The sequence below is a fragment of the Streptomyces sp. NPDC054765 genome (genome assembly GCF_053612065.1).
This window is the reverse complement of record NZ_JBSHBP010000012.1, coordinates 76,516-102,837: the sequence shown is the minus strand read 5'-3', so window position 1 is coordinate 102,837 and position 26,322 is coordinate 76,516. Positions and strand designations below refer to the sequence as shown.

The following is a 26,322-nucleotide window of genomic DNA, read 5'->3' as shown; positions in this document are numbered from 1 at the left end:
GTGGCCGCGCGACGGCTGCGGCTGACGCGCCGGGGGCGCCGTGGCGACCCCCCGGCACCGGCGCGGGCCCGCCCGAGGGCTGGGACGCCGGGTGAGGAGCAGCCTCCTCACCGGGCGACCTGCCGTGCCCGTCCGGTCTCATTCGGGGACGGTGCACTCGAACGCGTGCAGATACGGATTGACGACCAGGATCTCGCCGACCTTCAGACCGGCCTCCGCCATGCGGCTGACCAGGCTCGCCTTGGTGTGCTTGGCACCGCCGACGTTGAGGAGCAGCAGCAGGTCCATGGCGGTGGTGAACTTCATCGAGGGGCTGTCGTCGACGAGATTCTCGATGATCACGACACGGGCGCCGGGACGGGCGGCCCTGACGACGTTGGCCAGCGTTCTGCGGGTGCTCTCGTCGTCCCATTCGAGGATGTTCTTGATGATGTAGACATCGGCCCGGACCGGGATGTCCTCGCGGCAGTCGCCGGGCACGATCCGTACCCGCGAGGCGAGCGGGCCGCCGTCGCCCAGCCGCGGGTCGGGGTTCGCCACGACCGTGGGCAGGTCGAGCAGAGTGCCTTCGAGGGCGGGGTGCTTCTCCAGCAGGCCGGCCAGCACATGACCCTGGCCGCCGCCGATGTCCGCCACGGACGACGCCCCGGTCAGATCGAGCAGGTCCGCGATGTCCTGCGCCGACTGCTTGCTGGACGTGGTCATCGCACGGTTGAAGACCTCGGCGGATTCCCCCGCGTCCTGGTGCAGGTACTCGAAGAACCCCTTGCCGTACAGGTCGTCGAAGACGCTGCTGCCGGAGCGCACCGCCTCGTCGAGCCGCGGCCAGGCCTCCCAGGTCCACGGCTCCGTGCACCACAGGGAGATAGCGCGCAGGCTGTTCGGGGTGTCCTCGCGCAGCAGCCGGGACATGTCCGTGTGGACGTACTTCCCGTCATCGGTCTCCGCGAAGATCCCGTAGCAGGACAGGGCGCGCAGCAGCCGCTCCAGCGGCCGTGGTTCGGTCTGCACCGCGGTGGCCAGTTCTTCCGGGGTGGTGGGCCGGTCGCCGAGTGCGTCGGCGACGCCGAGTCGCGCCGCCGCCCGTACGGCCGCCGCACAGGCAGCTCCGAAGACAAGCTCCCGGAGCCGCATGGCCGGCTGGGGGGTGGGACTTACGGTGGTCATTCCGCCTCTATTCTCCCGTTGAGGAGGGGTGCACCCCGTGCACCCCGTACAGCCGCCAGCACAGACCGGCCGGCACCGAGGTCCGGCACACATTGCGGACGAACCTGTTCTTCTTGCCCTTGGGGTCCCGGTTGGCCAGGTCCGCCGGCTTGTTGCGCAGCACGACGTTGTCGCTGATGACATTGCGTTCGTTGAACGTGTTCACAAAGCTGCGGAACAGCACGACGCCGCCGGAGAGCGGGGAGGTGCCGACGTTGTCCCGGATCAGATTGCGCCGCACCAGCGCCTGTTCGGTGCCGGTGAGGACGATGCCGGAGCCCTGGAGGAACGGCAGCCGGCTGGTGGCGGGGCAGTGCTTGTTGTTCTTGGTGATGTTGTTGTCCCGGACCGTCAGCGCTCCTGCCCGCGGGCGGGATTCGTCACCGACGATGAACACTCCGCCGCAGTTCCCGGTGATGGTGTTGTGGGCGACCAGCAGGTTTCTGACCCGCCGGACCGTGATGCCGATCCGGTTTCGCGCGAGATGGTTCCCGACGATCGTGGCCCCCCGGGTGTCGGTGGCCCCGCCCTCCTCCTTGACCGTGTTCGCCAGGAAGATGCCCGAGTCGCCGTTGCCGGTGACGACGTTGTCCCGGATCATCCCGCGGACGGACTTCTCCTGGGCGATGCCCCACACGCCGTTGTTCCGCGCGGCGACCTCGTGCACGGTCAGCCGGTCGGTGCCGGAGGCCCAGATGCCGTTCTTCTTGAAGCCCCTGACGGTCAGCGAGCGGATGCTGACGTCCCGCAGCGGCCTGCCCGCCTCACCGAGCACGCAGATCCCGCTGCCGCTCTGCCCGCAGGCGTTCTCGGCCCGCTTGCCGACCGGGCTGATCACCGTCTTCCGGCCCGCGCCGACGAGGTGCAGCCGCGACTTGCGGATCAGTACGCTCTCCCGGTAGAGGCCGGGCCGGAGGATGACGGTGTCGCCCGGCTTTGCTCTGTCCACGGCCTGCTGGATCGATTCACCGGGGTGGACGACATGCCGTTCCGTTGCGTCGTGCGGCGATGCCGCGCCCAGTCCGCCGACCAGCATCGCGGCGACACACCCCATGTATTTCATCTGTCGTAGCACCATGAGGCGAAGCTATGGGTGATCACTCCCGCTCGCCACATATGGTGACCCGGCGATGACGGTGTGTACGGAGGCCGGCTTCCGACACGCCGTCAAGTCCGCGGCCCCGCCACCCGCCGGACCGCCGGTCAGGGCCGGTCAGCGGGCTTCCGGGGGCTCCTCGCCGACGGCGCCGGACGCGCCGGTGCGCGGGCGGCAACCGGCCGGACCGCACTCAGCTGACCGGGTATCGGACGGGGTATCGTCCCCGTCCTCGGACCGGGTGCCGGGACCGGAATCCGACGGGTCATCAGCCGGCCCGTCCGGCCACGCCTCGGTCAGGAATGCTGCGAGGCTGGTGGGCAGAAACCACGGTCGGGCGCGGGAGACGGTCACGGAGGACCAACGCGCCAGGCCCCGCCGACGACACCCGCTCAAGGGCACCGAACGCGCTTGATCACCCCAACGGCGGTGGGGAGGGCGCCGCCGGACGGGTGGGCACGGGGCGCCGGGGGCGCGCGCCGAGCGCCGGCAGCCGCTTGACCTCCTCGTCCCGGCTCCGGTCCGGTGGCTGCAGATCCAGATGCACCCGGTTCTTCCCGGCCTTGGCGCCGGGCACGGAGACGAACAGCAGCACACCGCCCGCGGACATGACCGTGATCTCCGGATCGCCCGGCAGATCATCCTCGGCCGGTGCCCCGTCCAGCACCTCCCTCCGGAAGCCCGCCAGACGGTAGGGGTCGGAGCAGTCGATCGTGACGTGGCGTACCAGTGAAGTCATGAGCGTCACCATGCGGTGGGGAGGTGGGGGAGTGTCCACCGGATTCCGCGGTACCCGGCGCCGCCGATTCCAACTGCCGCCGGGCGCCGCAGGGTTCGGTGGTGTGCGAGCGGAAGCGCGGGTCGGCGGACGGGGCAGGCCCCTTCCGGCCGACGGCGCCGGGGGGTGTTCGGGAGGTCCGCGCCGCGCAGGGCCCCGATTTGTCCGGCACACCCATTCAATTGGCCCGCACCGGTCGTCTACAGTTGCAGAATTCCGCAATTCAACAGATGACGCGATGGCCGGTCGGCCTGAACGCGGAGGACATGCGTGGGCGGTTTCGCCGGATCGGTACGGAAGCGGGTGCGCGCGGTGCGCCCGGCGCCCGGTCCCGGGAGCGGGGCGCGGATATGAACGGAGCCTGGGTCCCGCGCTGTCAGGCCAAGGCCGACTTCTTCCGGCTGCTGGGGCATCCCGTCCGTATCCGGGTACTGGAACTGCTCCAGAGCGGGCCGATGCCGGTGCGGGGTCTGCTCTCCGCGATCGAGGTGGAGCCGTCCGCGCTCTCCCAGCAACTGGCGGTCCTGCGCCGCTCGGGCATGGTGACGGCCACCCGCAGCGGCTCCACTGTCGTCTACGAACTGGCCGGCGGCGATGTCGCGGAGCTGCTGCGGGCCGCCCGCCGGGTCCTCACCGAGGTGCTCGCCGGGCAGCATGCGCTCCTCACCGAGCTGCGGCAGGCCGAGGCCGGGGCGCTGCCGGCGGCCGGCGGGGTGGGGGCGGCCTCATGATCCGCCCGCCCCGCTCCGCGCACCGTGGCCGCACCGGAACCGTCCGCTCGTTCACCACCGGAAGAGGGTGATCGCGGATGTCCGGTGTACCGAGGCGTAAGGGGCCGCCGCCGTGGCGGGCGGTCCGCTCACGCACCTGCATACCCTCGCCCTCCGGGCCGGGCACCGTACGGCCCTGCCGGGGACGTCCCCCCGGACGAGGACCGCTCCGCACGGCCCGGGGACACGGCCGCGCCTGCCCGGAGAGCACCGCACCCCGCCGCACCCCGCCGCGCTGCGGCATCCGGCGGCCCCGTACGGCCATCGTGCGTCCCGGGGCCCAGCTGGCGCGGCTGCCCGGAGCGGTCCTGCTCGCCCACCGGGCCCCACGACGCAGCCGGTGGCGGCAGGTGCTGCTCTCCATCGTCGTGACGAATCTGCTGCTGGTCTTCCTGGCACTGGTCATCTATCTGGGCCGGCACGCCGGGACGTGACGCGGAGGCCGGTCAGGGCCCGTTCGCGGACGCCCACCACAGGCGTCGTGCCCGCCCTGTCGTCCGCGGTCCGCCACAACCACGCGACATCCCGGCCGAAGGACCACACCAAAAGCCCCAGCGCCACGGCCACCGCGGTGACCGCCGACGCCCGCGGCAGGATCCCGGTGCCGGCCACCACCAGCACGATGCCCTGCAGTGCCGCCACGGTCTTCCGGGCCATGCTGTGCGGCAGCGCGCCGCGCAGCCACGGCAGCACCCAGGATGCCGCGACAAAGGCGTACCGCATCAGGCCGATGCTCAGCACCCAGGCGCCCAGCGGAATCGCGACATGGACACAGAGCACCAGGATCAAGAAGGCGTCCACCTCCATGTCGAAGCGCGCGCCCAGCGGGGTTGCCGTTCCGGTGCGCCGGGCGACCTGCCCGTCCACGGCGTCCAGGACCAGTGCCACGGTGGCGAACGCGATCAGCACCGCGACCGGTGCCCGCCGGTCGAAGGAGTCCGCGACCAGCGCGGTCACCCCGCCGACGAGGATCGTACGGGCCAGCGTGACGCGATTGGCCGGTCCGAACGACGTGGTCCACGTCCGGCGCAGCGCCACGGTGAGCACCGCCCAGGTGACCACGGCGAAGACGCAGCCGGTGAGCCACCCCGCGGTGCCCAGTCCGGTCATCCGGCACAGCGCTTCCAGTACCAGCAGTTGCATACCCATACCGGCCGTAATGTCCGGTCCGAATGGCCTTGTGTCGTAGCGCTCTTGTACGGCCACCCTGCCTCCCGGGTTGTGTGTAGCGGAGTCGAAGGGCGCCGCGTAGGGTGACGGCGTCCTCATGATCTCCAGCATCGATGAACCATCGCCGTAGCGTCCAGGAGGATCCCGATGCCGCGCGCCGCTTGTGCCTTTTGGCTAAGCGCTCCAGGCCGGGGCGAGATCCGGACGGTGCCCCTGCCCGAGCCCGCCGCCGGCGAAGTCCTGGTGCGCACGATCTGCTCCGGAGTGAGCCGTGGAACGGAGACCCTGGTCTTCCGTGGCGGTGTCCCCGAGAGCCAGCACGCCGTGATGCGGGCGCCGTTCCAGGAAGGCACCTTCCCGGCGCCGGTCAAGTACGGCTACCTCAATGTAGGTGTCGTCGAGGAAGGCCCGCACGACCTGCTGGGCCGTACGGTCTTCAGTCTGTACCCGCACCAGACGCACTTCGTCGTCCCGGCGAGTGCCGTCACCCCGGTACCGGACACCGTCCCCGCCGGGCGCGCCGTCCTGGCGGGCACCGTGGAGACCGCGGTGAACGCCCTGTGGGACGCCGCGCCGCTGGTCGGCGACCGGATCGCGGTGGTCGGTGCGGGCATGGTCGGCTGCAGTGTCGCCGCCGTGCTCGCCCGCTTCCCCGGGGTCCGGGTGCAGTTGGTCGACGCCGACCCCGCGCGCGCCGCCACGGCCGGGGCGCTGGGGGTGGACTTCGCGCTGCCCGCGGACGCGCTGGGCGACTGTGACCTCGTCGTGCACGCCAGCGCCACCGAGCAGGGGCTGACACGCTCGCTCGAACTGCTCGCCCCGGAAGGCACCGTCATCGAGCTGAGCTGGTACGGAGACCGGCAGGTCAGCCTGCCGCTGGGGGAGGCCTTCCACTCCCGCCGGCTGGTCGTCCGCAGCAGCCAGGTGGGCACGGTCTCCCCGGCCCGGCCCCGCCGTACCTACGCCGACCGGCTCGCGCTCGCCCTCGATCTGCTCGCCGACCCCGCCTTCGACGCGCTGATCACCGGCGAGTCCGCCTTCGAGGACCTGCCGCGGGTACTGCCCGAGCTCGCCCGTGGCGACCTCCCGGCGCTGTGCCACCGCATCCGGTACGGGCCGGCGGACCACGGCTAGCAGCCCCGGGGACCGCCCCGAATCCGCTGCCCCACGACACCCGCACTGAGACCGACATCACACCGGAGGAACGGCCTTGTTCAGCATCACCGTCCGCGATCACCTCATGGTCGCCCACAGCTTCCGTGGTGCGGTCTTCGGACCGGCGCAGCGTCTGCACGGCGCGACCTTCCTCGTGGACGCCACCTTCCGCCGTGCGGAGCTCGACGCCGACAACATCGTCGTCGACATCGGCCTGGCCACCCGGGAACTCGGCGCCGTGGTCGGCGAGCTGAACTACCGCAACCTCGACGAGGAGCCCGCCTTCGCCGGCATCAACACCTCGACCGAGGCCCTGGCCAAGGTCATCGCCGACCGCCTCGCCGACCGCATCGAGGCCGGCAACTTCGGTGCGGGCGCCCGCGAGCTGGCCGGGATATCGGTCACCCTGCACGAATCGCACATCGCCTGGGCGACATACGAGCGCACCCTGTGACCCGGACCGGCGCCACCGCGGCGGCGGAGCGCGTGGTGCACGTCGTCCTGCCCGGTGACGTCGGTGATCCGGCGGTACCGAGCGGAGGCAACACCTACGACCGCCGGGTGTGCCGCGACCTCCCGGCGGCGGGCTGGCAGGTGCGCCCGTACGCGGTGCCCGGAAACTGGCCGCGGCCGGATGCCGCGGCCGGCGCGGGGCTGGCGCGGCAGCTGGCGGCGCTGCCCGACGGCGCCGTGGTCCTCCTCGACGGCCTGGTCGCCTGCGGTGTCCCCGAGATCCTCGTCCCTCAGGCGGGACGGCTGCGGCTCGCTGTACTGGTCCATCTGCCGCTGGCCGACGAGACGGGGCTCGACCCCGCCCTGGCGGCGGAGCTGGACGCCCGCGAGCGCCGCACCCTGCACGCCGTGGGGGCCGTCGTGGCCACCAGCGAGTGGGCCGCCCGCAGGCTCGTCGCCCATCACGGGCTGGCGGCGGAGCGGGTCCATGTCGCCAGGCCGGGAGCCGACGCCGCACCCCTCGCACCCGGCACCGACGGCGCCACCGGGCTGCTGTGCGTCGCCGCGGTCACCCCGCGCAAGGGGCAGCACCTCCTGGTGGAGGCCCTGGCGACGGTCACCGAGCTGCCCTGGAGCTGCGTATGCGTCGGAGGGCTCGACCGCGCTCCCGGATACGCCGCCCAACTGCACAGCCGCGTCGCGGAGTTCGGCCTCGCCGACCGGATCACCTTCACCGGGCCGCAGGCGGGCGCCGATCTCGACGCCCGGTACGCCGCGGCCGATCTGCTGGTGCTCAGTTCGTACGCCGAGACCTACGGCATGGTCGTCACCGAGGCACTGGCGCGCGGGATTCCGGTGCTGGCGACGGCGGTGGACGGCGTACCGGAAGCGGTCGGGCACGCCCCCGACGGAAGTGTGCCCGGCCTCCTCGTACCGTCCGGACGGCCGTCGGCCCTTGCCGAGGCGCTGCGTGGCTGGCTGGGCGATCCGCAGTTGCGGGACCGGTTGCAGAGTTCGGCACGCGGACGGCGTGCCATGCTGGAGGGGTGGGAGATGACGTCGCACAGTCTGGCCGGAGCGCTGGAACGGCTTCGGGACGAGACCCGGAGCGTACGGTGAACGAAACCGGCAGGCCCCGATTCGCCCCGCGGTGGCTGGAGTTGCGGGAACGCGCCGATGCCGCGGCCCGCGCGCCCGAGCTGCTGCATCCGCTGCTCGACCGGTTGTCCGCGCAGCCGGCGCCCGGCGGCCCGGACGGGAGCCCGCAGGGCCTGGTGATCCGTGATCTCGGTTGTGGCACCGGCTCGATGGGGCGCTGGCTCGCCGTCCGGCTGCCCGGCCCGCAGCGCTGGATCCTCCACGACCACGACCCGCTGCTGCTCGACCACGCCGGGGCGCGGATGCCCGTAACGGCCGCCGACGGCAGACCCGTTGACGCCACGACCGAGCGCGGCGATCTGGCCACCCTCACCGCCGACGACCTCGCCGGCACCTCGCTGGTGACCGCCTCCGCGCTGCTCGATCTGCTCACCCGCGACGAGGTGGAGGCGCTCGCCGAGGCCTGTGTGGACGCGGGCTGCCCGGCGCTGCTGGCGCTGTCCGTCGCCGGACGGGTCGAGCTGACCCCGGCCGATCCGCTCGACGCCGAGATCGCCGACGCCTTCAACGACCATCAGCGCCGCACGGACCAGGGCCGCGCCCTGCTCGGGCCGGACGCGGTCGCGGCGGCGGTCGCGGCGTTCGAGCGGCGGGGCGCGACCGTTCTGGTGCGGTCCAGCCCGTGGCGGCTGGGCTGCGCGGAATCCGCGCTGATCGGTGAATGGCTGCGCGGCTGGGTCGGCGCGGCGCACGCCCAGCGGCCGGAGCTGGCCCCCGAAGCCGTCGCCTATCTGCGGCGGCGGCTGGAGGAGTGCGCGGCGGGGGAGCTGAACGTCGCGGTGCACCACACCGATCTGCTGGCGCTGCCGGGGCCCCCGTCCAGGGGTGCGGGATGAACCGGTCCCGCTGGGCGGCATGGCTCAGGATGCTCGCGGGACTGGGCATCCTGGTGGCGCTGGTGTGGCATCTGGGATCCGACGCCTTCCTGGACGGTCTGCGCAGGATCGACGCCGCCACGCTGTCGGCCGCCCTCGCCATCGGCCTGCTGACCACGGTCTTCAGCGCCTGGCGCTGGTGTCTGGTGGCCCGCGGCCTCGGTCTGCGGCTGCCGCTGGGCGGGGCCGTCGCGGACTACTACCGGGCGCTGTTCCTGAACGCGGCACTGCCCGGCGGTGTCCTGGGCGATGTGCACCGCGCGGTACGCCACGGCCGGGACAACGGTGACCTCGGCCGGGGCGTACGCGCGGTGGTCCTGGAACGCACCGCCGGCCAGTTCGTCCTGCTCCTCGCCGGGGCGGTGGTACTGCTCGCCCACCCCTCACCCGTCCTGGCGCCGGTCGCCCGCTTCCTCACCTCGCCCCCCGTCGCACTGACCGCGGCCGCGGCGGTCGTGCTGCTGGTGGTGGCCGCCGCCCGGCTGCGCCGTCGCCGGGGCGCCTCCCGCGCCGAACGCGCCGTACGCACCCTCCTGGCCGAGGCGCGCCAGGGCCTGCTCGCCCGCGGAGTCTGGCCCGGCGTCGCCGTCTCCTCCGTGGCGGTCCTGGCGGGCTACCTCGGGATGTTCGTACTCGCCGCCCGGGTCGCGGGAGCCACCGCACCGACGGCCGAACTGGTGCCGCTCGTGGTGCTGGCGCTGCTCGCGATGGCGCTGCCGCTGAACGTCGGCGGCTGGGGCCCACGGGAGGGCGTCGCCGCCTGGGCGTTCGGCGCCGCCGGGCTAGGCGCGGCGCAGGGACTCACCACTGCCGTGGTCTACGGTGTGCTCGCCTTCGTCGCGAGCCTCCCGGGCGCCGCAGTACTCCTCGTCCGCCGGTCCGCCCGGCGGCGTGCCGAACGCCCGCAGTTCGAGTTCGAAGAGCGTGTCCTCGCCGAGCAGGGCGCGCCGCAGCGGCGGGCGTAGCGCCTCCCGCATCACCGGTGTACCGGGAAACCGCAGGCCGGGGATGCCGTCGCCGAGCAGGACCGGCGCGACGGTGACATACAGCCGGTGCAGCGCCCGCTCCTGCACGAACCGCGACACGGTGACACCGCCCCCCTCGATCAGTACCCGTCCCAGTCCCCGCCGCGCCAGCGCCGACAGCAGACGCTGCGGGGCGAAGGCGTCCGCGTCCGGCAGCACCAGGACATCGGCCCCGGCGGTTGGGGGCACGGCGCCGGCGTCCGGCCCCACCACCCACAGCGTCGGCGCGGCACCATCGGTGAACACCCCGCTGTGCCGCGGCACCCGGCCCCGTGGGTCGAGCACCACCCGCACCGGATTGTCCCCCGCACAGGCCCGTACGGTCAGCCGCGGATCGTCCGCCACGGCGGTACCGGCCCCGACGACCACCGCATCGGCCAGCGCGCGCAACCGGTGCAGATGGCAGCGGTCCTCCGCGCCGGTGACATAGTCGGCGTCGCCGGTACGGGTCGCGATGAAGCCGTCGAGGCTCTGCCCGAGCTGCGCGAACGCGGCCCGGGGGCCGGCCAGGCACAGCGGCAGATAGCGTCCGGCCAGCTCCGCCGCCCCGGGGGTGGCGGGCAGGCCCCAGCGCAGTCCGCCTTCCCCGTCCGCCACCAGCCCGGCGGCCCGCGCCTCGTCCGGCGTACGGACGGCCCGCAGCCGGTCCCAGGCGGCCGCCGCGTCGAGCACCTCAGTCATGGGCTTCCGTTCGTGCGCCGAACAGTGCGGCATATTCATCGAATGCCTCGACCAGGCCGGCCAGCAATTCCTTCCCCTTCCGGGCGGACGCCAGCGACGGGCGCCCGATAACGCCGGATTCGGTATAGGCCGACATGCCGAGCGTCAGCAGCTGCTTCCGGTCATCGGCGACACAATCCGCTGATTCGTAGCCTTCCTTGACCAATTCGGGATGGGCATACAGCAGAATGGACGTCTCGGCCTCTCCGGCATGCATATCGGTGTGTCCGGAGGTGAGCACCCCGGCCCGGGTACGCGCCGCGTCCCAGTCGGCCGATCCGGGGAAGAGCGCCATCCGTACGCCGCTCCCTGCGGATTCCTGAACGACATTGCGCAGTACGTAATTGCCGCCGTGCCCGTTGACGAGAATGAGGGTGCCGATACCGGACCTGCGGAGCGAATCGGCGATGTCCGTGACGACCGCATGCAGGGTGCGCGCCGAAATGCTGACGGTCCCCGGCCATGCGGCGTGCTCGTGCGAACAGGACACCGTCAGCGGCGGCAGCAGCTGGACCCGGCGGCCGGCGGCCACCTCCCGGGCGATGGTGCAGGCGATGACGGTATCGGTGGTCAACGGCAGGAAAGCACCATGTTGTTCGAAGCTGCCGATGGGCAGCACAGCCATCGTCGGCTGCCGTTCCCGTACGTCCTGTGTGGTGTCCGCCGGCAAGAGGCCGGGTGCCGGAGCGGGGTGTCCCGAAGCGGTCATCGTGTGCTGCGGCCTTTCGTCACTGACTCACCGAGTCATGGTTGTCGCAGCATACTTGTTGTGTTCTGAGTGACTACCGGCGATTGATTCCCCACGCGGGTACGATCGCGCCATGATGGACCCCGACGACGATGCCCGCCCCGACCTCCGTGTCGCAATCGATGATGCCCTCGGCCAGAAACCGGGCGTCGAACAGGTGGTGACGACCAGGCTGCCTACCACATACGGCGAATTTCTTGCCGTCGGCTATCTGGACCGCCGCAGCGGGATCGAGCAAGTGGTGCTGGTCCACGGCGATGTCGTGGGAGAGCAGGTGTTGACCCGGGTACATTCCGAATGCCTCACCGGCGATGCCTTCTCGTCCACCCACTGTGAATGCGGGGACCAATTGTCCGCCGCGCTGCGCGCGATCGTGGCGGAAGGGCGCGGCGTGCTCGTCTATCTCCAGGGGCACGAGGGCCGGGGCATCGGGCTGCTGGCCAAGCTGCAGGCGATGAAGCTCCAGGAGGGCGGGCTCGACACGGTCGAGGCGAACATCGCGCTCGGGCTGCCCGTCGACGCCCGCGAATACGGCGTTGCGGCGGAGATGCTGCAGGATCTCGGCGTCCGGTCCGTGCGGCTGCTGTCGAACAATCCGCGGAAGCGCGAGGCGCTGCTGCGGCACGGCATCGCCGTCGCCGAACAGGTCCCGCTGCTGATGACGCCCCGTGCGGAGAACATCCGCTACCTCCGCGCCAAACGGGAGCGCCTCGACCACGATCTGCCGCATCTGGACGGCATCCCCGGTCTGTCCTGACGCGGCCGGACGGCGCGAAGCCGGCCACCCGTGCCACGAGGGAGGGCTTGCGACGCAGCGGTCGCGAGCCCTCCCTCGGTCCGTGCGGTCCGGCGGCGGACGCCGGAATCAGGAGGTGGCGGGTGCCGCCTCGGCCGTGGCGGCCTCCGGCCGGGCCGGGATGACGCGCTCCGCGAGGTGGCCGAAGACCAGCCCGAAGGCGCTCCACAGCACCAGCTGGATGGCGATCGCCGACAGCCGGAACTGCCAGAGCAGCGTGGGCGAGAAGTCGTGCGGCACCTCGTCGATGGCCGGCAGGAACGCATAGGCGAGGCCGATGGCGACCACGAAAGCGGCGGCGGCCGCGACCGTCGCGTACCAGTTGCCCAGCTTCGGAGCCAGCCGCCGGCCCAGGATCGTGGCGGCGACGGCCAGCAGGATGCCGAGCAGCATCATCAGGAAGTACAGGGCGGTGCGCTTGCCGATGGTGTCGGGGTCACCGACGGACGGCGGGTTGGCCGGGTACTTCAAGAACGGTACGAGGTAGACGGCCAGCAGCGCCGCGCCGGACATCAGCGCCGCCGTGGCGCGGGCACCGAACCGGCCGATCCGCCCGAGGGCGACACAGAAGGCCAGTGCGGCGATGCCGCCCAGCGCCACGCCGTAGATCAGTACGCCGGTGGCCAGTCCCGCCGTGGACTGCAGAGCGCGGCTGACGACCTCCATCTCGTGTTCGTGGCTGTGCGCGTCCTCGAACGCGATGGCGGCGTCCACCCGCGGCTCGCCCAGCAGATAGGCGACGACGAGGGCCAGGACACCGGCGGCCAGACCGGCGAGCATCCCGCGCACCAGAAGGTTTCTGATGGTGACGGAGTTCATGGGTGCGCCGTCCGATCAGTGGCAGGGGAAGCCGAGCAGGTGGCGCCCGTCGTGGACCCACTCGTGGACGTCCGTACCGGAGAGCAGCGAGGTGGCGCCCTGCTCCGCGCCGACGAAGTAGAGCAGGACGAGCATCAGGACGCCGACGAACAGCGCCCAGGGGGCGATTGCCTTGAGGGGGAGCGGGGCCGGGGTGACGGCGCCGGTGGCCGGGGGTGCGATGGTCTGGGCCATGGCAGAACCTCCTGTGCGGGGAACTCGCGTCCCTGATCGGTGGAGTACGTGACGACATGCCGGGTCTGGCTCGCCCGGTTCCGGCCCTGCTGGGCTGGTAAAAACCGGACATACAGTGGCGCGACCGCGCCGGGATCCCACCGGCTTCCGTCATGTCGTCGTCAATATCATCGGGAAGGTACCGCGAACCGACCGCCGGGCCAAGGCCGCGTGGGGGGCGGAGAGGCGCAGGACAGGGCGCGCCGGCCGGACAACTCCCGTGCACCGGCACGGTGTTGCCGGTGCCGGTGAAGAGTGAGAGAAGAGGGCATGACAACTCGGGTGATGTTGGTCTCACCGGCAGCGGGCGACGCCCAGCGCGAGGTGCGCTTCGATGACGACGGCCCGCTGGGCGAGGCCGGGCTGCGTCGCGTCCGGGCCGTCGCCGGGGCGCTGCCGGCCGCCGACCGGACCTTTGTCTCGCCCTCCGTCCGGTGCCGGCGTACCGCCGAGGAGCTGGGGCTGGCGGCCCGCGCCACACAGGAGCTGGCGGGCTGCGCGATGGGGGGCTGGCGCGGCCGGACCCTGGCCGAGGTCGCCGATGCCGAGCCGGTCGCGGTGTCCGCGTGGCTCTCCGACCCGGACTTCGTGGGGCACGGCGGGGAGTCGCTGAGGCAGCTCTGCGACCGGATCGCGGGCTGGCTGACGCGGATGGCCCTGGACGCGGGCCGGGTGCTGGCCGTCGTCGAGCCGGATGTCGTCCGTGCGGCGGCGGTCTGCGCCCTCGGGGTCCGTCCGGACGCGTTCTGGCGGCTGGACGTGGCGCCGTTGACCGTGACGGAGCTGAGCGGCCGTGGCGGGCGCTGGAATCTGGGCCTGGGGCGGGCGCCGGACCGCAGGTGACAGCGGTGTGGTGGATGCGTGGCAAAATTCACTTGCCCTTTCATCTACACATAAAGGCGACATAAGCGCAGAATAAAAGTGCGTGGCTCGATGTCACGCGGAACGGCCAGGCTTGCGAACGAAGGAGGCGAGTCGCATGGCCGACGTCTCACACCACAGGGGTGATCTCGCAGGTCACCCCGATGCTTCTGAGATGCAGGCGCGGTACGAGCGGGTGCTCGGCGGGCGTGACGTGGTACTCGTCGATGGACCGGTGTTCCTGGTCGGCCTGTACTGCGCCGTGTCACCGTGGGTCCTCCACTTCGCCGCCGCACAGCCGGCGCTCGTGGCGCACAACCTCATCCTCGGGATCGCGATCGTCCTGCTGGCGGTCGGGTTCACCGTGACCCCTGAGCGGATGTACGGGCTGAGCGGCGCGATGTGCGCGATCGGCGCATGGATGATCATCTCGCCCTGGATCGTCGCCAGTGCCCCGGACGCCGGTGTCATCTGGAACAACGTCGTCATCGGTGCCCTGACGTTCCTGCTGGGCGCCATGTGTGTCGCCGCGGCGTCCAAGAGCCGCCGCGTCACCTGAGGAGCGCTCCCCACGGGGGCGTGCGAAGGCCGCCGGCCGTTTCCCGCCATGTGAGGGGCGGGCCGGCCGGCGGCTGTATGCGTGGCCGTGGTGCGGTCGGTCCCGGCTGCTAGCGGTACCGGTCGCGGCCGCCGGTGAACCCCAGCAGCCCGGCCAGCACCAGCCCGCCCGCGAGCAGCAGTCCGTGCGCCAGCGCGACGCCGGCGACCAGGCTGCCGGCCGCGGCGGCCGGCGCCAGCCAGGCGAAGCCGCGGTGGTACGGGCGTGGCCGGACCCGCCGGCGCTCTGCCGGGGCGCGGGGGCGGGTGCCGGGGCCGGTGCCGTGCCGGAACAGCTCGGTGAGCTCGCCGAATGGGCGGTCGTCGTACGGGGACAGCGTCGTCCCTCCTCCGGGTCGTGCGGACGGCCGCGCCGTAGCGGCGGGCGAAGGTGAGCGGGGGCATTGCTCCGGTGATCGCGCGAAGTCGGCGTTGCCTCACCAGAGGCGGCGGGGTGGCGACATCATCGGCTTTGTTGTGCCCTGCCCGGCCTTGCCCGTAACGCCGTTGACGAGACAGGTGCTGCATCATCCCGCGCGAGAACGCCCCCCCACACCAGGACCGGGACGCGCTGGTCCGGATCGCGTCATCCCCGACAGCGGCCGGCTGCTGCGCGTGGAGCCGGTGCTGCCGCCGGTCGTCGATCCGGCGGTGGCCGGTGTCAGCTACCTCAGCGACCTCAACATGCTGGGTGAATGCGGGCGGCCGCCGGGAGCGCACCCGGGACGACTTCGAGCGGCTGTGCCGCGCTGCGGGCTTCGCCGTCCGTACGGTCCCCCGGCTCCCGAGGCCCAGCCGCTTCAGCGTCATCGAGGCCGAGCCGGTGTGAGGCGGACAGCGCGGTGCGCGGGGCCCGGCCCCGGAGGGCGCCCGTGCGCACGCCGGGAGCGGATGCCCGCACGCATGCGATAACCGGGCACATTCGGTTAAATCGGTGGCATGGGTCCCGCCGACCGTGGCCCGCCGCCCCGGAGAGGGAGCGTCCCGTGACCGCTGTACCCGTGGACGACCACCAAGACGTCGCCGACGCCGACCGTGGCTTCATCGCCGCGCTCGACCCGCCCCAGGTCACCGCGGACGACGGCCGGGTGATCTGGGACGCCGAGGCCTACGGCTTCCTGGCCGGGAACTGCCCCGACACCGCGCACGAGAGCCTGTGGCGGCAGGGCCGGCTGGTGAGCCGGCAGGGCCTGTACGAGGTCACCGACGGCATCTACCAGGTCCGCGGCCTGGACCTGTCCAACATGACCCTGGTCGAGGGCGACCACGGGGTCATCGTCATCGACCCGCTGGTCTCCGCCGAGACCGCCGCCGCGGCCCTCGAGCTCTACCGCAAGTACCGCGGCGACCGGCCGGTCACCGGCCTGGTCTACACCCATTCGCACACCGCACACTTCGGCGGCGGACGGGGCGTACTGCCGCACGACCACCACCCCGTCCCGGTGCTGGCGCCGGCCGGCTTCCTGCGGCACGCGGTCCGCGAGAACGTCTACGCCGGTACCGCCATGACCCGGCGCTCCGCCTATATGTACGGAACACACCTCCCCAAGAGCCCGGACGGACAGATCGGCTGCGGCCTGGGCACCACCCGCTCGACCGGCACCGTGACCCTCATCCCGCCGACCGTGGACATCACCCGCACCGGCCAGGAGGAGATCGTCGACGGCGTACGCCTCGTCTTCCAGCTCACCCCGGGCACCGAGGCACCCGCCGAGATGAACTTCTGCTTCCCGGCCCACCAGGCCCTCTGCCTGGCCGAGAACGCCACCCACACGCTGCACGCCGTCCAGCCGCTGCGCGGCGGCGCCGTCCGGGACGCCCGAGCCTGGTCCCACCACCTGGGCGAGGCGCTCGCCCTCTTCGGCGACGAGGCGGAGGTCGCCTTCGCCTCCCACCACTGGCCGACCTGGGGCAAGGAGCGCGTCCGGACCCTGCTGGCCAACCAGCGTGACCTGTACGCCTATGTGCACGACCAGACGCTGCGGCTGCTCAACGAGGGGCTCACCGGCACCGAGATCGCCGAGGAGCTGCGACTGCCGCCGGGCCTGGAACAGGACCCGTCCCTCCACGGCTACTACGGCTCGCTCAGCGACAACGTCAAGGCGGTCCACCAGCGCTACCTGGGCTGGTTCGACGGCAACCCCGCCCATCTGTGGGAACACCCGCCGGCCGAGCAGGCCAGGCGCTACGTGGACACCATCGGCGGCCTCGAGGCCACGGTGGACGCGGGCAAACGGTACGCCGCCGACGGCGATCTGCGGTTCGCCGCCACCCTGCTCCACCACGCCGTCTTCGCCGACCCGCACAACCTCCGCGCCCGCCGCGAACTGGCCCTCGTCTACGAGCGGCTGGGCCATGGCAGCGAGAACGGCACCTGGCGCAACTTCTACCTCACCGGCGCCATGGAACTGCGCGGCACCCTCGCCGAGGCACAGCCGGACACCACGGACCCCGGCATGGCCGCCGCCCTGACCGTCGACCAGCTCATCGACTCGCTCGCCATCCGCATCGACGGCCCCCGGGCCTGGTCCACCGCGCTCACCCTCGACCTCTACCTCCCCGACGAGGACCGCACCTGGCACCTGACGCTCTCCCACGGCGCCCTCACCCACCTCAGCGCGCCCGGCGCCCCCATCCCGTCCGGGGAACACACCCCGGACCTGACCCTCACCCTCACCAAGTCCCAGCTGCTCGGTCTGCTTGCCGGACGCGGGCCGGGCGACGCCGCCCAACACGGTGAGCCCGGGGCACTGAACCAACTGCTGGAGCTCGTCCGTACGCCGGACCCCACCTTCCCCGTCGTCACCCCCTGACGGGCACCGCGCCGCCGGACCGAGGCCGTCAACCTCGTGCCCCGGCCCGCCGCACGGGACTCCTGCGGACGCCGCGGCTGGGGCAAACTGGGCCGGTGGCGAGCAACATTCCCGAGGAGCCGACCAGTTTCGTCGGTCGGCACGCCGAACTGCGCCGGATCGACGACGAGTTGACGGAGCACCGGCTGATCACCCTGACCGGCCCCGGCGGTGTGGGCAAGACCCGGATCGCGATGCGGGCCGCGCGCGCGGCGGCCGGGCGGTTCCCCGACGGGGTCTGCTGGGCCGATCTGTGGCCCCTCCAGGGCGCGGGGCGGCTGGTGGCCGCCGTCTGCGATGCCGTCGGGCTGGCCGACCACACGGCGCGGACGCCGGTGGCGGTGCTGTGCGAATGGCTCGCCGACAAACGGCTGCTGCTGGTGCTGGACTCCTGCGAGCACCTCGTCGACGCCTGCCGCGACCTCCTCGGGGACCTGCTGACCGCCGCCCCCGGCGTGACCGTGCTGGTCACCAGCAGACAGCCGCTGGACATCGTCGGCGAGTGGACCACCGAGATCGGCCCGCTGTCCTGCACCGGCGACAACGACGCCCTGGCCCTGTTCACCGAACGGGCCGGGACCGCGGCGCCCGGCGTGCGGTTCACCGACCCACCGCAGGCGACGGCCGCCGCCGTCATCTGCCGGCGCCTCGAAGGCATCCCGCTGGCCCTGGAACTCGCCGGTGCCCAGCTGGCGCACAGCTCCGTCCAGCAGATCGCCGAGCGGCTCACCTCCCGCTTCGACACCCTCGCCGGTGACGGACCGGCGCGGCTGCCGCGGCACCGGACGCTGCGCTGCACCATCGGCTGGAGCCATGAGCTGTGCGCACCGCTGGAACGGCTGCTGTGGGCCAGGCTGTCCGTCTTCCGCGGCACCTTCGACGAGGAGTCCGCGAGCGCGGTGTGCGCCGGGGGACCGCTCACCGGACCCGGGGTGCGCACCACGCTGGCCGCGCTGGCCGCCAAGTCGGTGCTCACCCGCGAGGGCCCGCGCTTCCGCATGCTCGACACACTGCGCGAGTACGGCCGGATGTGGCTGGCCGAACTGGACGAGACGACGGCGCTCGCGGACCGGCATGCCGCGCACTTCGCCGCCTTCGGGCGCCGCGCCGAACTGGGCTGGCTGGGCCCCGAACAGGTCGGCTGGTACGGCAGGATCGCCGAGGCCCATGTCGATCTGTGCTCCGCACTGGACCACCTCCTGGTCACCGACCCGGAACGGGCCCAGGAACTCAGCGCCGCCATCGGCTTCTTCTGGAGCTGCTGCGGTCATCTGCACGAGGCCCGCGACTATGTGGCCCGCGCCCTCGCCGCCCACCGGACCCCGGGCCCGGCACGCACCCGGGCGCTGTGGGCGCTCGGCGTCGCCGTCCTGCTGCAGGGCGATCTGGCGCTGGCCGACGCCCTGGGCCTGGAGTGCTCCCGCACCGCGCGGGCGTGCGACGACTCGGAGGCGGTGCTCCAGGCCGGCTATCTCATCGGCCTCACCCACCTGATGGCCGGCCGGCCGATGTCCGCGCACTCCGTCGCGGACCAGGTGCTCGGCCCGGGACCGCACACCCCGTTCGGCTCTCCCGCACGGCTGCGCTGCCATCTCGTACAGCTCTTCGCGCTCACCGGCCTGGGCAGGCTCGCCGAGGCCCGCGCCGAGGCGACCGCACTGCGCCGCGGCTGTGTGCAGCGCGGCGAATACTGGACCCGCTCCTACATCGACTACCAGCTCTCCCTGATCTCGCTGTTCCAGGGCCGGCCCGAGGAGTCGGCCGGCCACGCACGGGCGATGCTGGCGGCCAAGCAGGGCATCGGCGACAAGTTCGGTATCGCGCTCGGCCTGGACCTGTTCGCGGCCGCGGTGGCGGCCCAGGGCGACGGCGCCGCGGCCGCCCGCGTCTACGGGAGCGGCCAGGCCATCTGGCGCACCGTCGGGCATCCGCAGCGCGGCACCCCGGAGCTGCGCGCGGTACGCGCGGAGTGCGAGCGGCGGGCCCGTGCGGCGATCGGCGACACGGCGTACGCGGACCTCTTCCGCCGGGCCAGCGAGGAACGCCCCGGCACCTCCCTCGCCCGGATCCTGGCGGGCGAGCCGTGAGCGGCGGCCGGGCGAGCTGTGAGCGGCGGCGATCCCCGTTCAGCCGGCAAGATCGCCGGCCAGCGCGTACAGCAGCTCGTAGGCGGTGCCGATCATCCGGCAGGTGCGGCCGCGGCGGGTGGCCAGGGCGACCAGCCCGGTGTGTGAAGCGGGGTGGTAGCCGAGGAACGCCTGCTGGCCGAAGGTCGCCCCGACGTGGAAGAGCAACGGACCCCGTGGGGCCGGATGCTGATACCACGTCAGGGTATGGGTGTTGCGCTTGCGCCAGCCGCGCCGCAGCAGCGGCACCTGGACGTCGCGCAGCGGCCGGGCCAGCGGTGTGCCGTCGGGGGAGAGGTGCGCTTCGAGGTAGGTCAGCAGATCGGCGGGCGTGGCGCGGACCGATCCGGCGGCGAGGAAGGCGCCCATGTCGGCGCTGCACACCGGCGTCACCCCGTTCGTACGGTGGCCGATGGCGTCGGTGCCGGTGGTGCCGGGGCCCAGCGTGGTGCCGGCCAGCCCGAGGGGGCTCAGCACCCGGTCGGTGAGCAGGGCCGGGTAACCGGCCCCCGCGGCGTGGGACAGGGCCGGGCCGAGCAGCGCCAGCCCGAAGTTGGAGTATCGCCAGCGGGTGCCCGGCCGGTGCCGTGGCCGGGTACGCGCGAAGGTGTGCAGCAGCCGCTCGGTGTCGTAACGGGCGTAGCCGTTGGCGTACGGGTGCACCAGCGCCCCGGCGATCAGATCGGCGGGGATCCGCGGCAGCCCGGAGGTGTGGGTGGCCAGATGCCGCAGCGTGATCCGGCGCGAGGAGGGGTGCGGCAGCGGCAGGTCCGGCAGGTGGGCGGCGAGCGGATCGTCCAGGGACAGCACGCCGGACCGGGCCAGTTCGGCGAGCAGCAGCACGGTGAAGGTCTTGGACAGCGACCCCAGCTCGTAGCGCAGCGCATGGCGGGGGGTGGGCGGTGCCAGCGCCGAGCCGCCGGTCATCATGGTCCGCCGGCCGTGCCGGGTGACCGCCAGCACGATGTCCGGGGCGTCGATCAGGGTGACCGCGTCCGCGAGGCGGTCACCGAGCGCAGGTCCGGGGCTTTCGGGGCTCATCCGACGGCGGACATGGCCCGGGAGGTCGCCATCGCGGAGGCGAACGCGGCGACCAGGGTGGGGTGGTGGACCAGGTCGAAGACCCGCGCCGCGTCGCCCTGCGGCATCCGGCGCTGGATGGGCATCGCACCGGTGGGCGACTGCGCGGCGGCGTACCGCTCCCACAGCTCCGCGTCCAGTGTGGGCCGCGGCAGACAGGCGTCGACGACGAGGAGTTCGCCGAGCAGGTCCCAGTGTTGGAGGTCCGCCCAGTCGTCCGTCCAGGCGGGCAGATACCGCGTGAGGTAGTCGGCGATGGCCGGGGGGATGCGCTCGGGGGCCTCGCCCCAGTTGGTGAGGTGGAAGACGGTGTGGGTGAGGTCGTAGGCGATGTGCAGCTGGACCGTCCACGGTTCGGGCAGCTGTCCCAGCCAGGTGCGGTCCACGGCCTGGTCGAAGTCGCTGCTGGGCGGCAGTCCCAGCTTGCGTTCCGCGTTGAGCACGCCGAGCCGGCGGTTGGGCATCATCTCCAGCGCCGTCCAGGTGGTCGTGCGCCGGCACACCTCCAGCGCGGCCTCCAGCCCCGGATGGCGGTGCCCCAGCTCGTGGAACGTCGCATAGATCTCCAGCGGCACGGGGGAGAGCGGCTCGTCGTGCTGCAGCCGGGCCAGCACATTGCCGCCGTCCAGCAGCTCCCGCCAGGCGAAGTCCAGCAGCTTCCCGGCACGCTCTTTCTGCCGGGACCCCGCCACACCCTCCCGGAACAGCACCTGCATATTGAGCGCCAGCTCCCCGATGGGCTTGAGCCGTTCGACGGCCGCGCCGTTGGTGGCGAAGTCGTCGGGGGCCAGCCGGAAGTGCTCGCGGTGGTCGTCGAGCCAGGTCAGGGCCCGGTCGCCGACACCGTGCAGCAGGGCGGGGGATGCGGCCGTCACGGTCACGGGGCTGTCTCGCTTTCGCAGGAGGTCCGCCCGCCCGCCGTCGCCGCATCCCCGGCCGGGGGACCGGCCTCGGCCTCGACGGAGGCGGTACGGGCGAGGGTGGCGGCGAACGCGGTCACCAGGGTGGAGTGATAGCAGGCTGTGAACGCCGCGGCCCGGTCGCCGGTGGCCGGCGCGGCACCGATCTCCGGCACACTGCCGTCGGCCGCCTGGGCGCCGGCCAGCCGCTGCCAGGCCACCGGGTCGTACGGGGCCCCGGGCAGGCAGGCCGTCACGGCCAGCAACTCACCGGCCAGGTCCCACAGCGCTTCCTCCAGCCAGTTCTCCAGCCAGGAGGGGACCCACAGCCGCAGATAGCCGGCGAGTTCGGGGGACAGCCGTTGCCGGTTGCGCCCCCAGTCGGTGAGGTGGAAGACATCATGGGTCACGCCGTACGCGGCCTTGCGGTCCAGCGCCCAGGGCTCCGGCAGCCCGCCGAGGCCGGTCAGGGCCAGGACGGCGCCGAAGTCGGCGTGCTGCCGCAGCCCGATCCGCCGCTCCGCGTTGAGCACTCCGAGCGTGCGGGTGTGGTCCTCACGGGCCACCCGCCAGCCACGCAGCCGCGTGGTGGTCCGCAGCAACTCGTCGACCTCGGCATGGCGCAGCCCGGCCTGGGCGAAGACCCCGTACAGCTCGACCGGGTAGGTGGCGAAGGGCTCACCGCGGATCAGCTCGGCGAACAGCTCGCCGTCGCGGGTCTCGTTCCAGGCGAACGCGAAGAGCCCGCGGGCCGTCTGCCGGACCTCGTCCCGCGGGTGCAGCACCCCGATCAGCTGGGACAGTTCGGCGAGTTCTCCCAGCGGTTTGAGCGTCAGATTGGGGTCGGCGTCGGTGGTGACGTCCGGGGGCAGGCGGAAGAGGTCGCGCACCTCGTCCAGCCACCCCAGGCTGCCGCGGACCATCCGGTCCAGCAGCCCGGGGTCACCCCGGCCGCCGGTCACCAACCCCGTCCGTAGAAGCGCTGGGCGGCCACGACATGCAGTGCCACCCGCGGGTCACCGCCACCCATCTGGCGGACGAACGCCAGCCCGCTGTCGAGCCCCAGGGTCTGCGGTACGTCGGGCAGCCGGGCCAGCCAACGGCCCAGCCCCGCCGCCTGCTGCCAGTCCCGGCGGCGGACCGCCCGGACGAAACCGCGGGCCAGATCGTCGGTACGTGCCGTCAGCTGCTCGGCAAGGCCGGGTGCCAGCCCCGGCAGTGCGAGCGCGGCAAGCTGGGACACGCGATGGGAGAGCTTCGGCCAGGGGTCGCTGCCGACCCATCCGGCCGCGGCCTCGGGGGGCGGCGGCCAGTGCGGTGTGCTTCCGGGCAGAAACGCATGCGAGGCCTCGACCAGGCCCCGGTAGCTCCACACCGAAACCGCCGAGGCATCCGCTCCCGGCGGATAGGCCGTGAGCGCCTGCCGCACGATCTCTTCGTCGTCCGCGCCGACGGGCGCCCCGCGGTGTTCGATTGCGTACGGCGCGAGCGCATCGGCACCGAGCACCCGGAGGGCGGCCGGAGCCAGCGCATCGCTCTGCCGCAGAATGCCGGACAACGCATAAGGGTCGCCCTCACCCCGGAGGGCGAGGGCAACCCCGGTTGCGGCATCGGCAATCACAGCGCTCAGCGGGACTGCTCCCTGCGTCTGGTCAGCCAACGCTTTCCCCTCAGCCTTGGCGAACGTCAGTCTTGGGCCGGGGGGTGGGCGGCGAGATCAGGAGCAGCGCGGCCAGCAGCAGCGCACCTCCACACTCGCGGGTATCGCGGTAAACACCGTCGGCCTCGGCGGGTTCAAGCAGTCCCTCGACCTCGGCGGCCAGGGTGGCCGTCTCGACCGGCGCTGTGCGATCCGTAACCATGCGATCAACTCCTTCGACGAATGGGACACCAGATTCACATCGGCATATTTCGTACGCAAGATGAGAAAAGCGACAAATGGCTATCTTTCGAGTGGTGGTGATGGCCTCTCAGCCGGTCCCGCGACTGTCAACCACCCTTTTCCCGCCCAGCGGTTGACGTTTCGTCCGCCGTGGCAGCCAGGTGTACGGAACAGCTGCCCCGAGGGTGACGAAGCCGCGCCGATGGGGTATCGGACTGCTCTGTTCGGATGCATCGGCCCGGAAGGGGCGCGAGCCTCCTGGGGCCCCGGGGGAGCGGCGTCGGGCGGGCGGCGCAGGCAGGATCGTGGACTGCGCCCGGCCCGGTGTGGGACCGGAACCACAGCGGATCTCCGGCCGGCTGCGCCGCCAAGCGCTGACGACCCACCGCGGGCCCGTCACTCCGAGGACTTACGGGCCCGCTCCACAGCCGCCCGTTACGGTCGCCGCCCTGGCCGGTCCCCGCGCCAAGAGTTAGATTGGTTGATGTCAAGCAAGTAAATATCCCGGTGGGAGTGAGTGCCCCGTGGGAAGTACTGCTGCTGATTTTGGCGACCGGGCCGCTGCCGGCCCGGGGCCGCGCTTCGCGCCGGCCCCGGGCTACAAATGGGTCGCGTTGTCGAACACGACCCTGGGCGTGCTGATCGCGTCGATCAATATGTCGATCATGCTCATCGCCCTGCCGGACATCTTCCGGGGCATCGGCGTGGACCCGCTGCAACCAGGGAACACCGGCCTGCTGCTGTGGCTGATCATGAGCTATCTGGTCGTCACCGCCGTGCTGGTGGTCAGCTTCGGCAGGCTCGGCGACATGTACGGCCGGACCCGGATGTACAACTTGGGCTTCGCCGTCTTCACGGTCTTCTCCGTGCTGCTGTCGGTGACCTGGCAGCACGGCACGGCCGGTGCTCTGTGGCTGATCGCCATGCGGGTCCTGCAAGGCGTCGGCGGCGCGATGCTGATGGCGAACTCCAACGCGATCCTCACCGACGCCTTCCCTGCCCACCAACGCGGCCTCGCCCTCGGCCTGAACCAGGTCGCGGGCATCACCGGTTCCTTCATCGGGCTGGTGCTCGGCGGTCTGCTCGGGCCCGTCAACTGGCGGCTGGTCTTCCTGGTGTCGGTGCCGTTCGGCGTGTTCGGCACGGTCTGGGCGTATCTGAAGCTGCGGGACACCGGCATCCGCACCCCGGCCCGGCCCGACTGGTGGGGCAACTTCACCTTCGCGGCCGGTCTGATCGCCCTGCTGGCCGGGATCACCTACGGCATCCAGCCGTACGGCGGGCACACCATGGGCTGGAGCAATCCCGCCGTGCTCGCCGCGATGGGGGGCGGGGCGCTGCTGCTGGCTGTCTTCTGTGTCGTCGAGACGAGGGTGGCGGAGCCGATGTTCCGGCTCGGGCTGTTCCGGATCCGCGCGTTCACCGCGGGCAACCTCGCCAGTCTGCTCGCCTCGCTCGGCCGCGGCGGCCTGATGTTCATCCTCATCATCTGGCTGCAGGGGATCTGGCTGCCCCGGCACGGTTACGGCTTCACCGAGACACCGTTGTGGGCCGGCATCTACATGCTGCCGCTGACCCTCGGCTTCCTGGTGGCCGGCCCGGTCTCCGGATGGGCCTCGGACCGGTTCGGCGCCCGGACCTTCGCCACCGGCGGGATGCTGCTCGCGGCCGGTACGTTCGTGGCGCTGCAAGCCCTGCCGGTCGACTTCGGCTACCCGAGCTTTGCGCTGATCCTGCTGCTCAACGGCATCGGCATGGGGCTGTTCGCGGCCCCCAACCGGGCCGCCATCATGAACAGCCTGCCGCCCGACCAGCGCGGGGTGGGCGCCGGCATCAGCACCACCTTCCAGAACTCGGCCATGGTGCTGTCCATCGGCATCTTCTTCTCCTTGATGATCGCGGGCCTGGCCGGGGCCCTGCCCCGCGCCCTCACCAGCGGGCTGACCGCTCAGGGCGTCCCGGCACCCGACGCCGCCAAGGTCGCGGCGCTGCCACCGGTGGGCGTGCTGTTCGCCTCCCTCCTGGGCTACAACCCCGTCCGGACCCTCCTCGGGCCCCAGGTGCTCGGGCACCTTCCGGCCGGTCATGCCGCGTATCTGACCGGACGGGAATTCTTCCCGCAGCTGATCTCCCAGCCGTTCTCCGACGGGCTGGCCGTCGCCTTCGACTTCGCCATCGCCGCCTGCCTGATCGCCGCGGTCGCCTCGCTGCTGCGGGGCGGACGGTACGTCCACGACGACGAGCGGGCGCGTGCCGGGGCAGGAGCAGCGCCGGTTCCCGGGCCGGTGCCGCTGCCGGCGCGGGTCGCCGCGGGCGGGACGCCCGGGGCCGTGTCCGCGGGCCCCGGCCCGACCGCCGGCTCCGGCCAGGCCCCCCGCACCGACGCGCCCCCACCCCCACCCCCGGCCCCTCCCAGGAGCCCTTGATGCAGCACCCCGACCCCGCCACCGAGCAGCCGCCACCCTCCCGGGCCGAACCGGCGGAGCTGGCCGGGCGGCTGCGTGCGGTGATCCAGCAACTGCTGCCGCTGCTCCGTGGCGGGAGCCGGCACCGCGATCTCACCCCCAGCCGGACGGCCGCCCTCGCGGCACTCGCCGCCCACGGTCCGCTGCGGGTCGGCGAACTCGCCGCGCGGATGAACATCGCGCTGTCCACCACCTCCCGCATGGTGGATCTGCTCGACAACTGCGGCTGGATCGCCCGCCGTCCCGACCCCGCGGACCAGCGCGCCAGCCTGATCAGCCTCAACGACGACGGGCTGGCGCTGCTGCGCGCCGTACGCCGGGAGACCACCGGACTGCTCTCCGAACGGGTCGCCGCGTTGGCCCCCGACCGGCAGCGGCTGCTGTACGAGGCGCTCCCCGCGCTGGAGGAGCTCGTCGCCTGGGAGAGCCCGCCGGCCGGCCCGCCGCCGCGGAGACCGGCACCGGCGCCGCCGGCACCCTGACCTGACCCCACGTCGCACCCGCCGCCACGGCGGGAG

General features: G+C 72.5%; 27 protein-coding genes and 1 pseudogene. 15 read left to right on the top strand and 13 right to left on the bottom strand.

Going from position 1 to position 26,322, the window contains the following annotated elements; genetic code table 11:
• Positions 1–138 precede the first annotated feature (138 nt).
• The 3 genes from ACWGJY_RS11015 to ACWGJY_RS11005 all read right to left on the bottom strand — a co-directional run bounded on the left by ACWGJY_RS11015 (position 139) and on the right by ACWGJY_RS11005 (position 3,041).
• On the bottom strand, positions 139–1,167 hold the full coding sequence (locus tag ACWGJY_RS11015; RefSeq protein ID WP_453260470.1) for a methyltransferase: 1,029 nt from the start codon (positions 1,165–1,167) through the stop codon (positions 139–141).
• Positions 1,168–1,174: 7 nt separating this feature from the next.
• Positions 1,175–2,284 carry a right-handed parallel beta-helix repeat-containing protein gene (locus ACWGJY_RS11010; RefSeq protein ID WP_453260469.1) on the bottom strand — a complete coding sequence of 370 codons (1,110 nt, stop codon included), beginning with the start codon at positions 2,282–2,284 and terminating at the stop codon, positions 1,175–1,177.
• A 433-nt stretch (positions 2,285–2,717) separates the two neighbouring features.
• Positions 2,718–3,041: a VOC family protein gene (locus tag ACWGJY_RS11005; protein ID WP_453260468.1), complete on the bottom strand. Its 324-nt coding sequence runs from the start codon at positions 3,039–3,041 to the stop codon at positions 2,718–2,720.
• Between the two features lie 389 nt (positions 3,042–3,430).
• On the opposite strand from ACWGJY_RS11005, the gene ACWGJY_RS11000 reads away from it, so the two are divergent.
• Positions 3,431–3,811, top strand: a complete 381-nt coding sequence (locus tag ACWGJY_RS11000) for an ArsR/SmtB family transcription factor (RefSeq protein WP_453260517.1) — start codon at positions 3,431–3,433, stop codon at positions 3,809–3,811.
• A 305-nt stretch (positions 3,812–4,116) separates the two neighbouring features.
• Positions 4,117–4,284 carry a hypothetical protein gene (locus ACWGJY_RS10995; protein WP_453260467.1) on the top strand — a complete coding sequence of 56 codons (168 nt, stop codon included), beginning with the start codon at positions 4,117–4,119 and terminating at the stop codon, positions 4,282–4,284.
• Here the strand turns inward: ACWGJY_RS10995 and ACWGJY_RS10990 are convergent.
• Positions 4,253–4,999: a CDP-alcohol phosphatidyltransferase family protein gene (locus ACWGJY_RS10990; RefSeq protein WP_453260466.1), complete on the bottom strand. Its 747-nt coding sequence runs from the start codon at positions 4,997–4,999 to the stop codon at positions 4,253–4,255. The two genes, ACWGJY_RS10995 and ACWGJY_RS10990, sit on opposite strands and share 32 nt — an antisense overlap.
• A 168-nt stretch (positions 5,000–5,167) precedes the next feature.
• Here ACWGJY_RS10990 and ACWGJY_RS10985 point away from each other — a divergent pair, with 168 nt between their 5' ends.
• From ACWGJY_RS10985 to ACWGJY_RS10965, 5 genes are all read left to right on the top strand, one after another.
• Positions 5,168–6,154 (top strand): zinc-dependent alcohol dehydrogenase, encoded by a 987-nt coding sequence (locus ACWGJY_RS10985; protein WP_453260465.1) that lies wholly within the window; start codon positions 5,168–5,170, stop codon positions 6,152–6,154.
• 76 nt (positions 6,155–6,230) lie between these two features.
• Positions 6,231–6,629: a 6-pyruvoyl trahydropterin synthase family protein gene (locus ACWGJY_RS10980; RefSeq protein ID WP_453260464.1), complete on the top strand. Its 399-nt coding sequence runs from the start codon at positions 6,231–6,233 to the stop codon at positions 6,627–6,629.
• The gene (locus tag ACWGJY_RS10975) at positions 6,626–7,747 is read left to right on the top strand and encodes a glycosyltransferase family 4 protein (RefSeq protein ID WP_453260463.1); all 1,122 of its coding nucleotides are present in this window, start codon (positions 6,626–6,628) and stop codon (positions 7,745–7,747) included. The genes ACWGJY_RS10980 and ACWGJY_RS10975 overlap by 4 nt, the downstream gene beginning before the upstream one ends.
• Entirely contained in the window at positions 7,744–8,622 is an 879-nt protein-coding gene (locus ACWGJY_RS10970; protein WP_453260462.1) for an SAM-dependent methyltransferase, read from the top strand. Before ACWGJY_RS10975 ends, ACWGJY_RS10970 begins: the two co-directional genes overlap by 4 nt.
• A complete protein-coding gene (locus ACWGJY_RS10965) occupies positions 8,619–9,626 on the top strand; it encodes a lysylphosphatidylglycerol synthase domain-containing protein (protein ID WP_453260461.1) in 1,008 nt (335 codons plus the stop codon). Before ACWGJY_RS10970 ends, ACWGJY_RS10965 begins: the two co-directional genes overlap by 4 nt.
• Positions 9,627–9,734: 108 nt before the next feature.
• Here ACWGJY_RS10965 and ACWGJY_RS10960 read toward each other — a convergent pair.
• Positions 9,735–10,367, bottom strand: a pseudogene (locus ACWGJY_RS10960) (RibD family protein); the annotation flags it as partial.
• Entirely contained in the window at positions 10,360–11,115 is a 756-nt protein-coding gene (locus ACWGJY_RS10955; RefSeq protein WP_453260460.1) for a creatininase family protein, read from the bottom strand. The gene ACWGJY_RS10955 and the pseudogene ACWGJY_RS10960, both read right to left, overlap by 8 nt.
• Before the next feature lie 115 nt (positions 11,116–11,230).
• Here ACWGJY_RS10955 and ribA point away from each other — a divergent pair, with 115 nt between their 5' ends.
• Positions 11,231–11,911, top strand: a complete 681-nt coding sequence (gene ribA / locus ACWGJY_RS10950) for a GTP cyclohydrolase II (protein ID WP_453260516.1) — start codon at positions 11,231–11,233, stop codon at positions 11,909–11,911.
• 108 nt (positions 11,912–12,019) lie between these two features.
• Here ribA and ACWGJY_RS10945 read toward each other — a convergent pair whose 3' ends face one another.
• Both ACWGJY_RS10945 and ACWGJY_RS10940 read right to left on the bottom strand, forming a co-directional pair.
• Positions 12,020–12,769 carry a CbtA family protein gene (locus ACWGJY_RS10945; RefSeq protein WP_453260459.1) on the bottom strand — a complete coding sequence of 250 codons (750 nt, stop codon included), beginning with the start codon at positions 12,767–12,769 and terminating at the stop codon, positions 12,020–12,022.
• Between the two features lie 15 nt (positions 12,770–12,784).
• Positions 12,785–13,003, bottom strand: a complete 219-nt coding sequence (locus ACWGJY_RS10940) for a CbtB domain-containing protein (protein WP_444477586.1) — start codon at positions 13,001–13,003, stop codon at positions 12,785–12,787.
• Between the two features lie 309 nt (positions 13,004–13,312).
• Here ACWGJY_RS10940 and ACWGJY_RS10935 point away from each other — a divergent pair, with 309 nt between their 5' ends.
• The 5 genes from ACWGJY_RS10935 to ACWGJY_RS10915 all read left to right on the top strand — a co-directional run bounded on the left by ACWGJY_RS10935 (position 13,313) and on the right by ACWGJY_RS10915 (position 19,439).
• Positions 13,313–13,885: a histidine phosphatase family protein gene (locus tag ACWGJY_RS10935; RefSeq protein ID WP_453260458.1), complete on the top strand. Its 573-nt coding sequence runs from the start codon at positions 13,313–13,315 to the stop codon at positions 13,883–13,885.
• Positions 13,886–14,021: 136 nt separating this feature from the next.
• The gene (locus ACWGJY_RS10930) at positions 14,022–14,462 is read left to right on the top strand and encodes an SPW repeat protein (protein WP_453260457.1); all 441 of its coding nucleotides are present in this window, start codon (positions 14,022–14,024) and stop codon (positions 14,460–14,462) included.
• A gap of 729 nt (positions 14,463–15,191) precedes the next feature.
• On the top strand, positions 15,192–15,329 hold the full coding sequence (locus ACWGJY_RS10925) for a hypothetical protein (RefSeq protein ID WP_453260456.1): 138 nt from the start codon (positions 15,192–15,194) through the stop codon (positions 15,327–15,329).
• 157 nt (positions 15,330–15,486) lie between these two features.
• Complete coding sequence (locus ACWGJY_RS10920) at positions 15,487–17,313, top strand: alkyl/aryl-sulfatase (RefSeq protein ID WP_453260455.1); 1,827 nt, start codon at positions 15,487–15,489, stop codon at positions 17,311–17,313.
• 95 nt (positions 17,314–17,408) lie between these two features.
• A complete protein-coding gene (locus ACWGJY_RS10915) occupies positions 17,409–19,439 on the top strand; it encodes an ATP-binding protein (protein ID WP_453260454.1) in 2,031 nt (676 codons plus the stop codon).
• Between the two features lie 39 nt (positions 19,440–19,478).
• Here the strand turns inward: ACWGJY_RS10915 and ACWGJY_RS10910 are convergent, their stop codons facing one another.
• The 5 genes from ACWGJY_RS10910 to ACWGJY_RS10890 are packed head-to-tail and all read right to left on the bottom strand — an operon-like array spanning position 19,479 to position 23,319.
• The gene (locus tag ACWGJY_RS10910; protein WP_453260453.1) at positions 19,479–20,519 is read right to left on the bottom strand and encodes a serine hydrolase domain-containing protein; all 1,041 of its coding nucleotides are present in this window, start codon (positions 20,517–20,519) and stop codon (positions 19,479–19,481) included.
• On the bottom strand, positions 20,516–21,439 hold the full coding sequence (locus tag ACWGJY_RS10905) for a DUF6895 family protein (protein WP_453260452.1): 924 nt from the start codon (positions 21,437–21,439) through the stop codon (positions 20,516–20,518). Before ACWGJY_RS10905 ends, ACWGJY_RS10910 begins: the two co-directional genes overlap by 4 nt.
• Positions 21,436–22,419: a DUF6895 family protein gene (locus ACWGJY_RS10900; protein WP_453260451.1), complete on the bottom strand. Its 984-nt coding sequence runs from the start codon at positions 22,417–22,419 to the stop codon at positions 21,436–21,438. Before ACWGJY_RS10900 ends, ACWGJY_RS10905 begins: the two co-directional genes overlap by 4 nt.
• On the bottom strand, positions 22,416–23,117 hold the full coding sequence (locus ACWGJY_RS10895; RefSeq protein ID WP_453260450.1) for a hypothetical protein: 702 nt from the start codon (positions 23,115–23,117) through the stop codon (positions 22,416–22,418). Before ACWGJY_RS10895 ends, ACWGJY_RS10900 begins: the two co-directional genes overlap by 4 nt.
• A 10-nt stretch (positions 23,118–23,127) precedes the next feature.
• Complete coding sequence (locus ACWGJY_RS10890) at positions 23,128–23,319, bottom strand: hypothetical protein (RefSeq protein WP_453260449.1); 192 nt, start codon at positions 23,317–23,319, stop codon at positions 23,128–23,130.
• 676 nt (positions 23,320–23,995) lie between these two features.
• Between ACWGJY_RS10890 and ACWGJY_RS10885 the strand changes: the two genes are divergently transcribed.
• Both ACWGJY_RS10885 and ACWGJY_RS10880 read left to right on the top strand, forming a co-directional pair.
• Positions 23,996–25,765, top strand: a complete 1,770-nt coding sequence (locus ACWGJY_RS10885; protein WP_453260515.1) for an MFS transporter — start codon at positions 23,996–23,998, stop codon at positions 25,763–25,765.
• The gene (locus ACWGJY_RS10880) at positions 25,765–26,286 is read left to right on the top strand and encodes a MarR family winged helix-turn-helix transcriptional regulator (RefSeq protein WP_453260448.1); all 522 of its coding nucleotides are present in this window, start codon (positions 25,765–25,767) and stop codon (positions 26,284–26,286) included. Before ACWGJY_RS10885 ends, ACWGJY_RS10880 begins: the two co-directional genes overlap by 1 nt.
• The last annotated feature ends 36 nt before the right edge of the window (positions 26,287–26,322 follow it).

Excerpts from the sequence above, each read along its gene's own strand:
- ACWGJY_RS10890 (WP_453260449.1), bottom strand. The coding sequence starts at position 23,319 with ATGGTTACGGATCGCACAGCGCCGGTCGAGACGGCCACCCTGGCCGCC.
- ACWGJY_RS10935 (WP_453260458.1), top strand. The coding sequence starts at position 13,313 with ATGACAACTCGGGTGATGTTGGTCTCACCGGCAGCGGGCGACGCCCAG.
- ACWGJY_RS10940 (WP_444477586.1), bottom strand. The coding sequence starts at position 13,003 with ATGGCCCAGACCATCGCACCCCCGGCCACCGGCGCCGTCACCCCGGCC.
- ACWGJY_RS10885 (WP_453260515.1), top strand. The coding sequence starts at position 23,996 with ATGTCGATCATGCTCATCGCCCTGCCGGACATCTTCCGGGGCATCGGC.
- ACWGJY_RS10930 (WP_453260457.1), top strand. The coding sequence starts at position 14,022 with ATGGCCGACGTCTCACACCACAGGGGTGATCTCGCAGGTCACCCCGAT.
- ACWGJY_RS10990 (WP_453260466.1), bottom strand. The coding sequence starts at position 4,999 with ATGGGTATGCAACTGCTGGTACTGGAAGCGCTGTGCCGGATGACCGGA.
- ACWGJY_RS10880 (WP_453260448.1), top strand. The coding sequence starts at position 25,765 with ATGCAGCACCCCGACCCCGCCACCGAGCAGCCGCCACCCTCCCGGGCC.
- ACWGJY_RS11005 (WP_453260468.1), bottom strand. The coding sequence starts at position 3,041 with ATGACTTCACTGGTACGCCACGTCACGATCGACTGCTCCGACCCCTAC.
- ACWGJY_RS11015 (WP_453260470.1), bottom strand. The coding sequence starts at position 1,167 with ATGACCACCGTAAGTCCCACCCCCCAGCCGGCCATGCGGCTCCGGGAG.
- ACWGJY_RS10910 (WP_453260453.1), bottom strand. The coding sequence starts at position 20,519 with ATGAGCCCCGAAAGCCCCGGACCTGCGCTCGGTGACCGCCTCGCGGAC.
- ACWGJY_RS11000 (WP_453260517.1), top strand. The coding sequence starts at position 3,431 with ATGAACGGAGCCTGGGTCCCGCGCTGTCAGGCCAAGGCCGACTTCTTC.
- ACWGJY_RS10965 (WP_453260461.1), top strand. The coding sequence starts at position 8,619 with ATGAACCGGTCCCGCTGGGCGGCATGGCTCAGGATGCTCGCGGGACTG.
- ACWGJY_RS10945 (WP_453260459.1), bottom strand. The coding sequence starts at position 12,769 with ATGAACTCCGTCACCATCAGAAACCTTCTGGTGCGCGGGATGCTCGCC.
- ACWGJY_RS10955 (WP_453260460.1), bottom strand. The coding sequence starts at position 11,115 with ATGACCGCTTCGGGACACCCCGCTCCGGCACCCGGCCTCTTGCCGGCG.
- ACWGJY_RS10985 (WP_453260465.1), top strand. The coding sequence starts at position 5,168 with ATGCCGCGCGCCGCTTGTGCCTTTTGGCTAAGCGCTCCAGGCCGGGGC.
- ACWGJY_RS11010 (WP_453260469.1), bottom strand. The coding sequence starts at position 2,284 with ATGGTGCTACGACAGATGAAATACATGGGGTGTGTCGCCGCGATGCTG.
- ribA (WP_453260516.1), top strand. The coding sequence starts at position 11,231 with ATGGACCCCGACGACGATGCCCGCCCCGACCTCCGTGTCGCAATCGAT.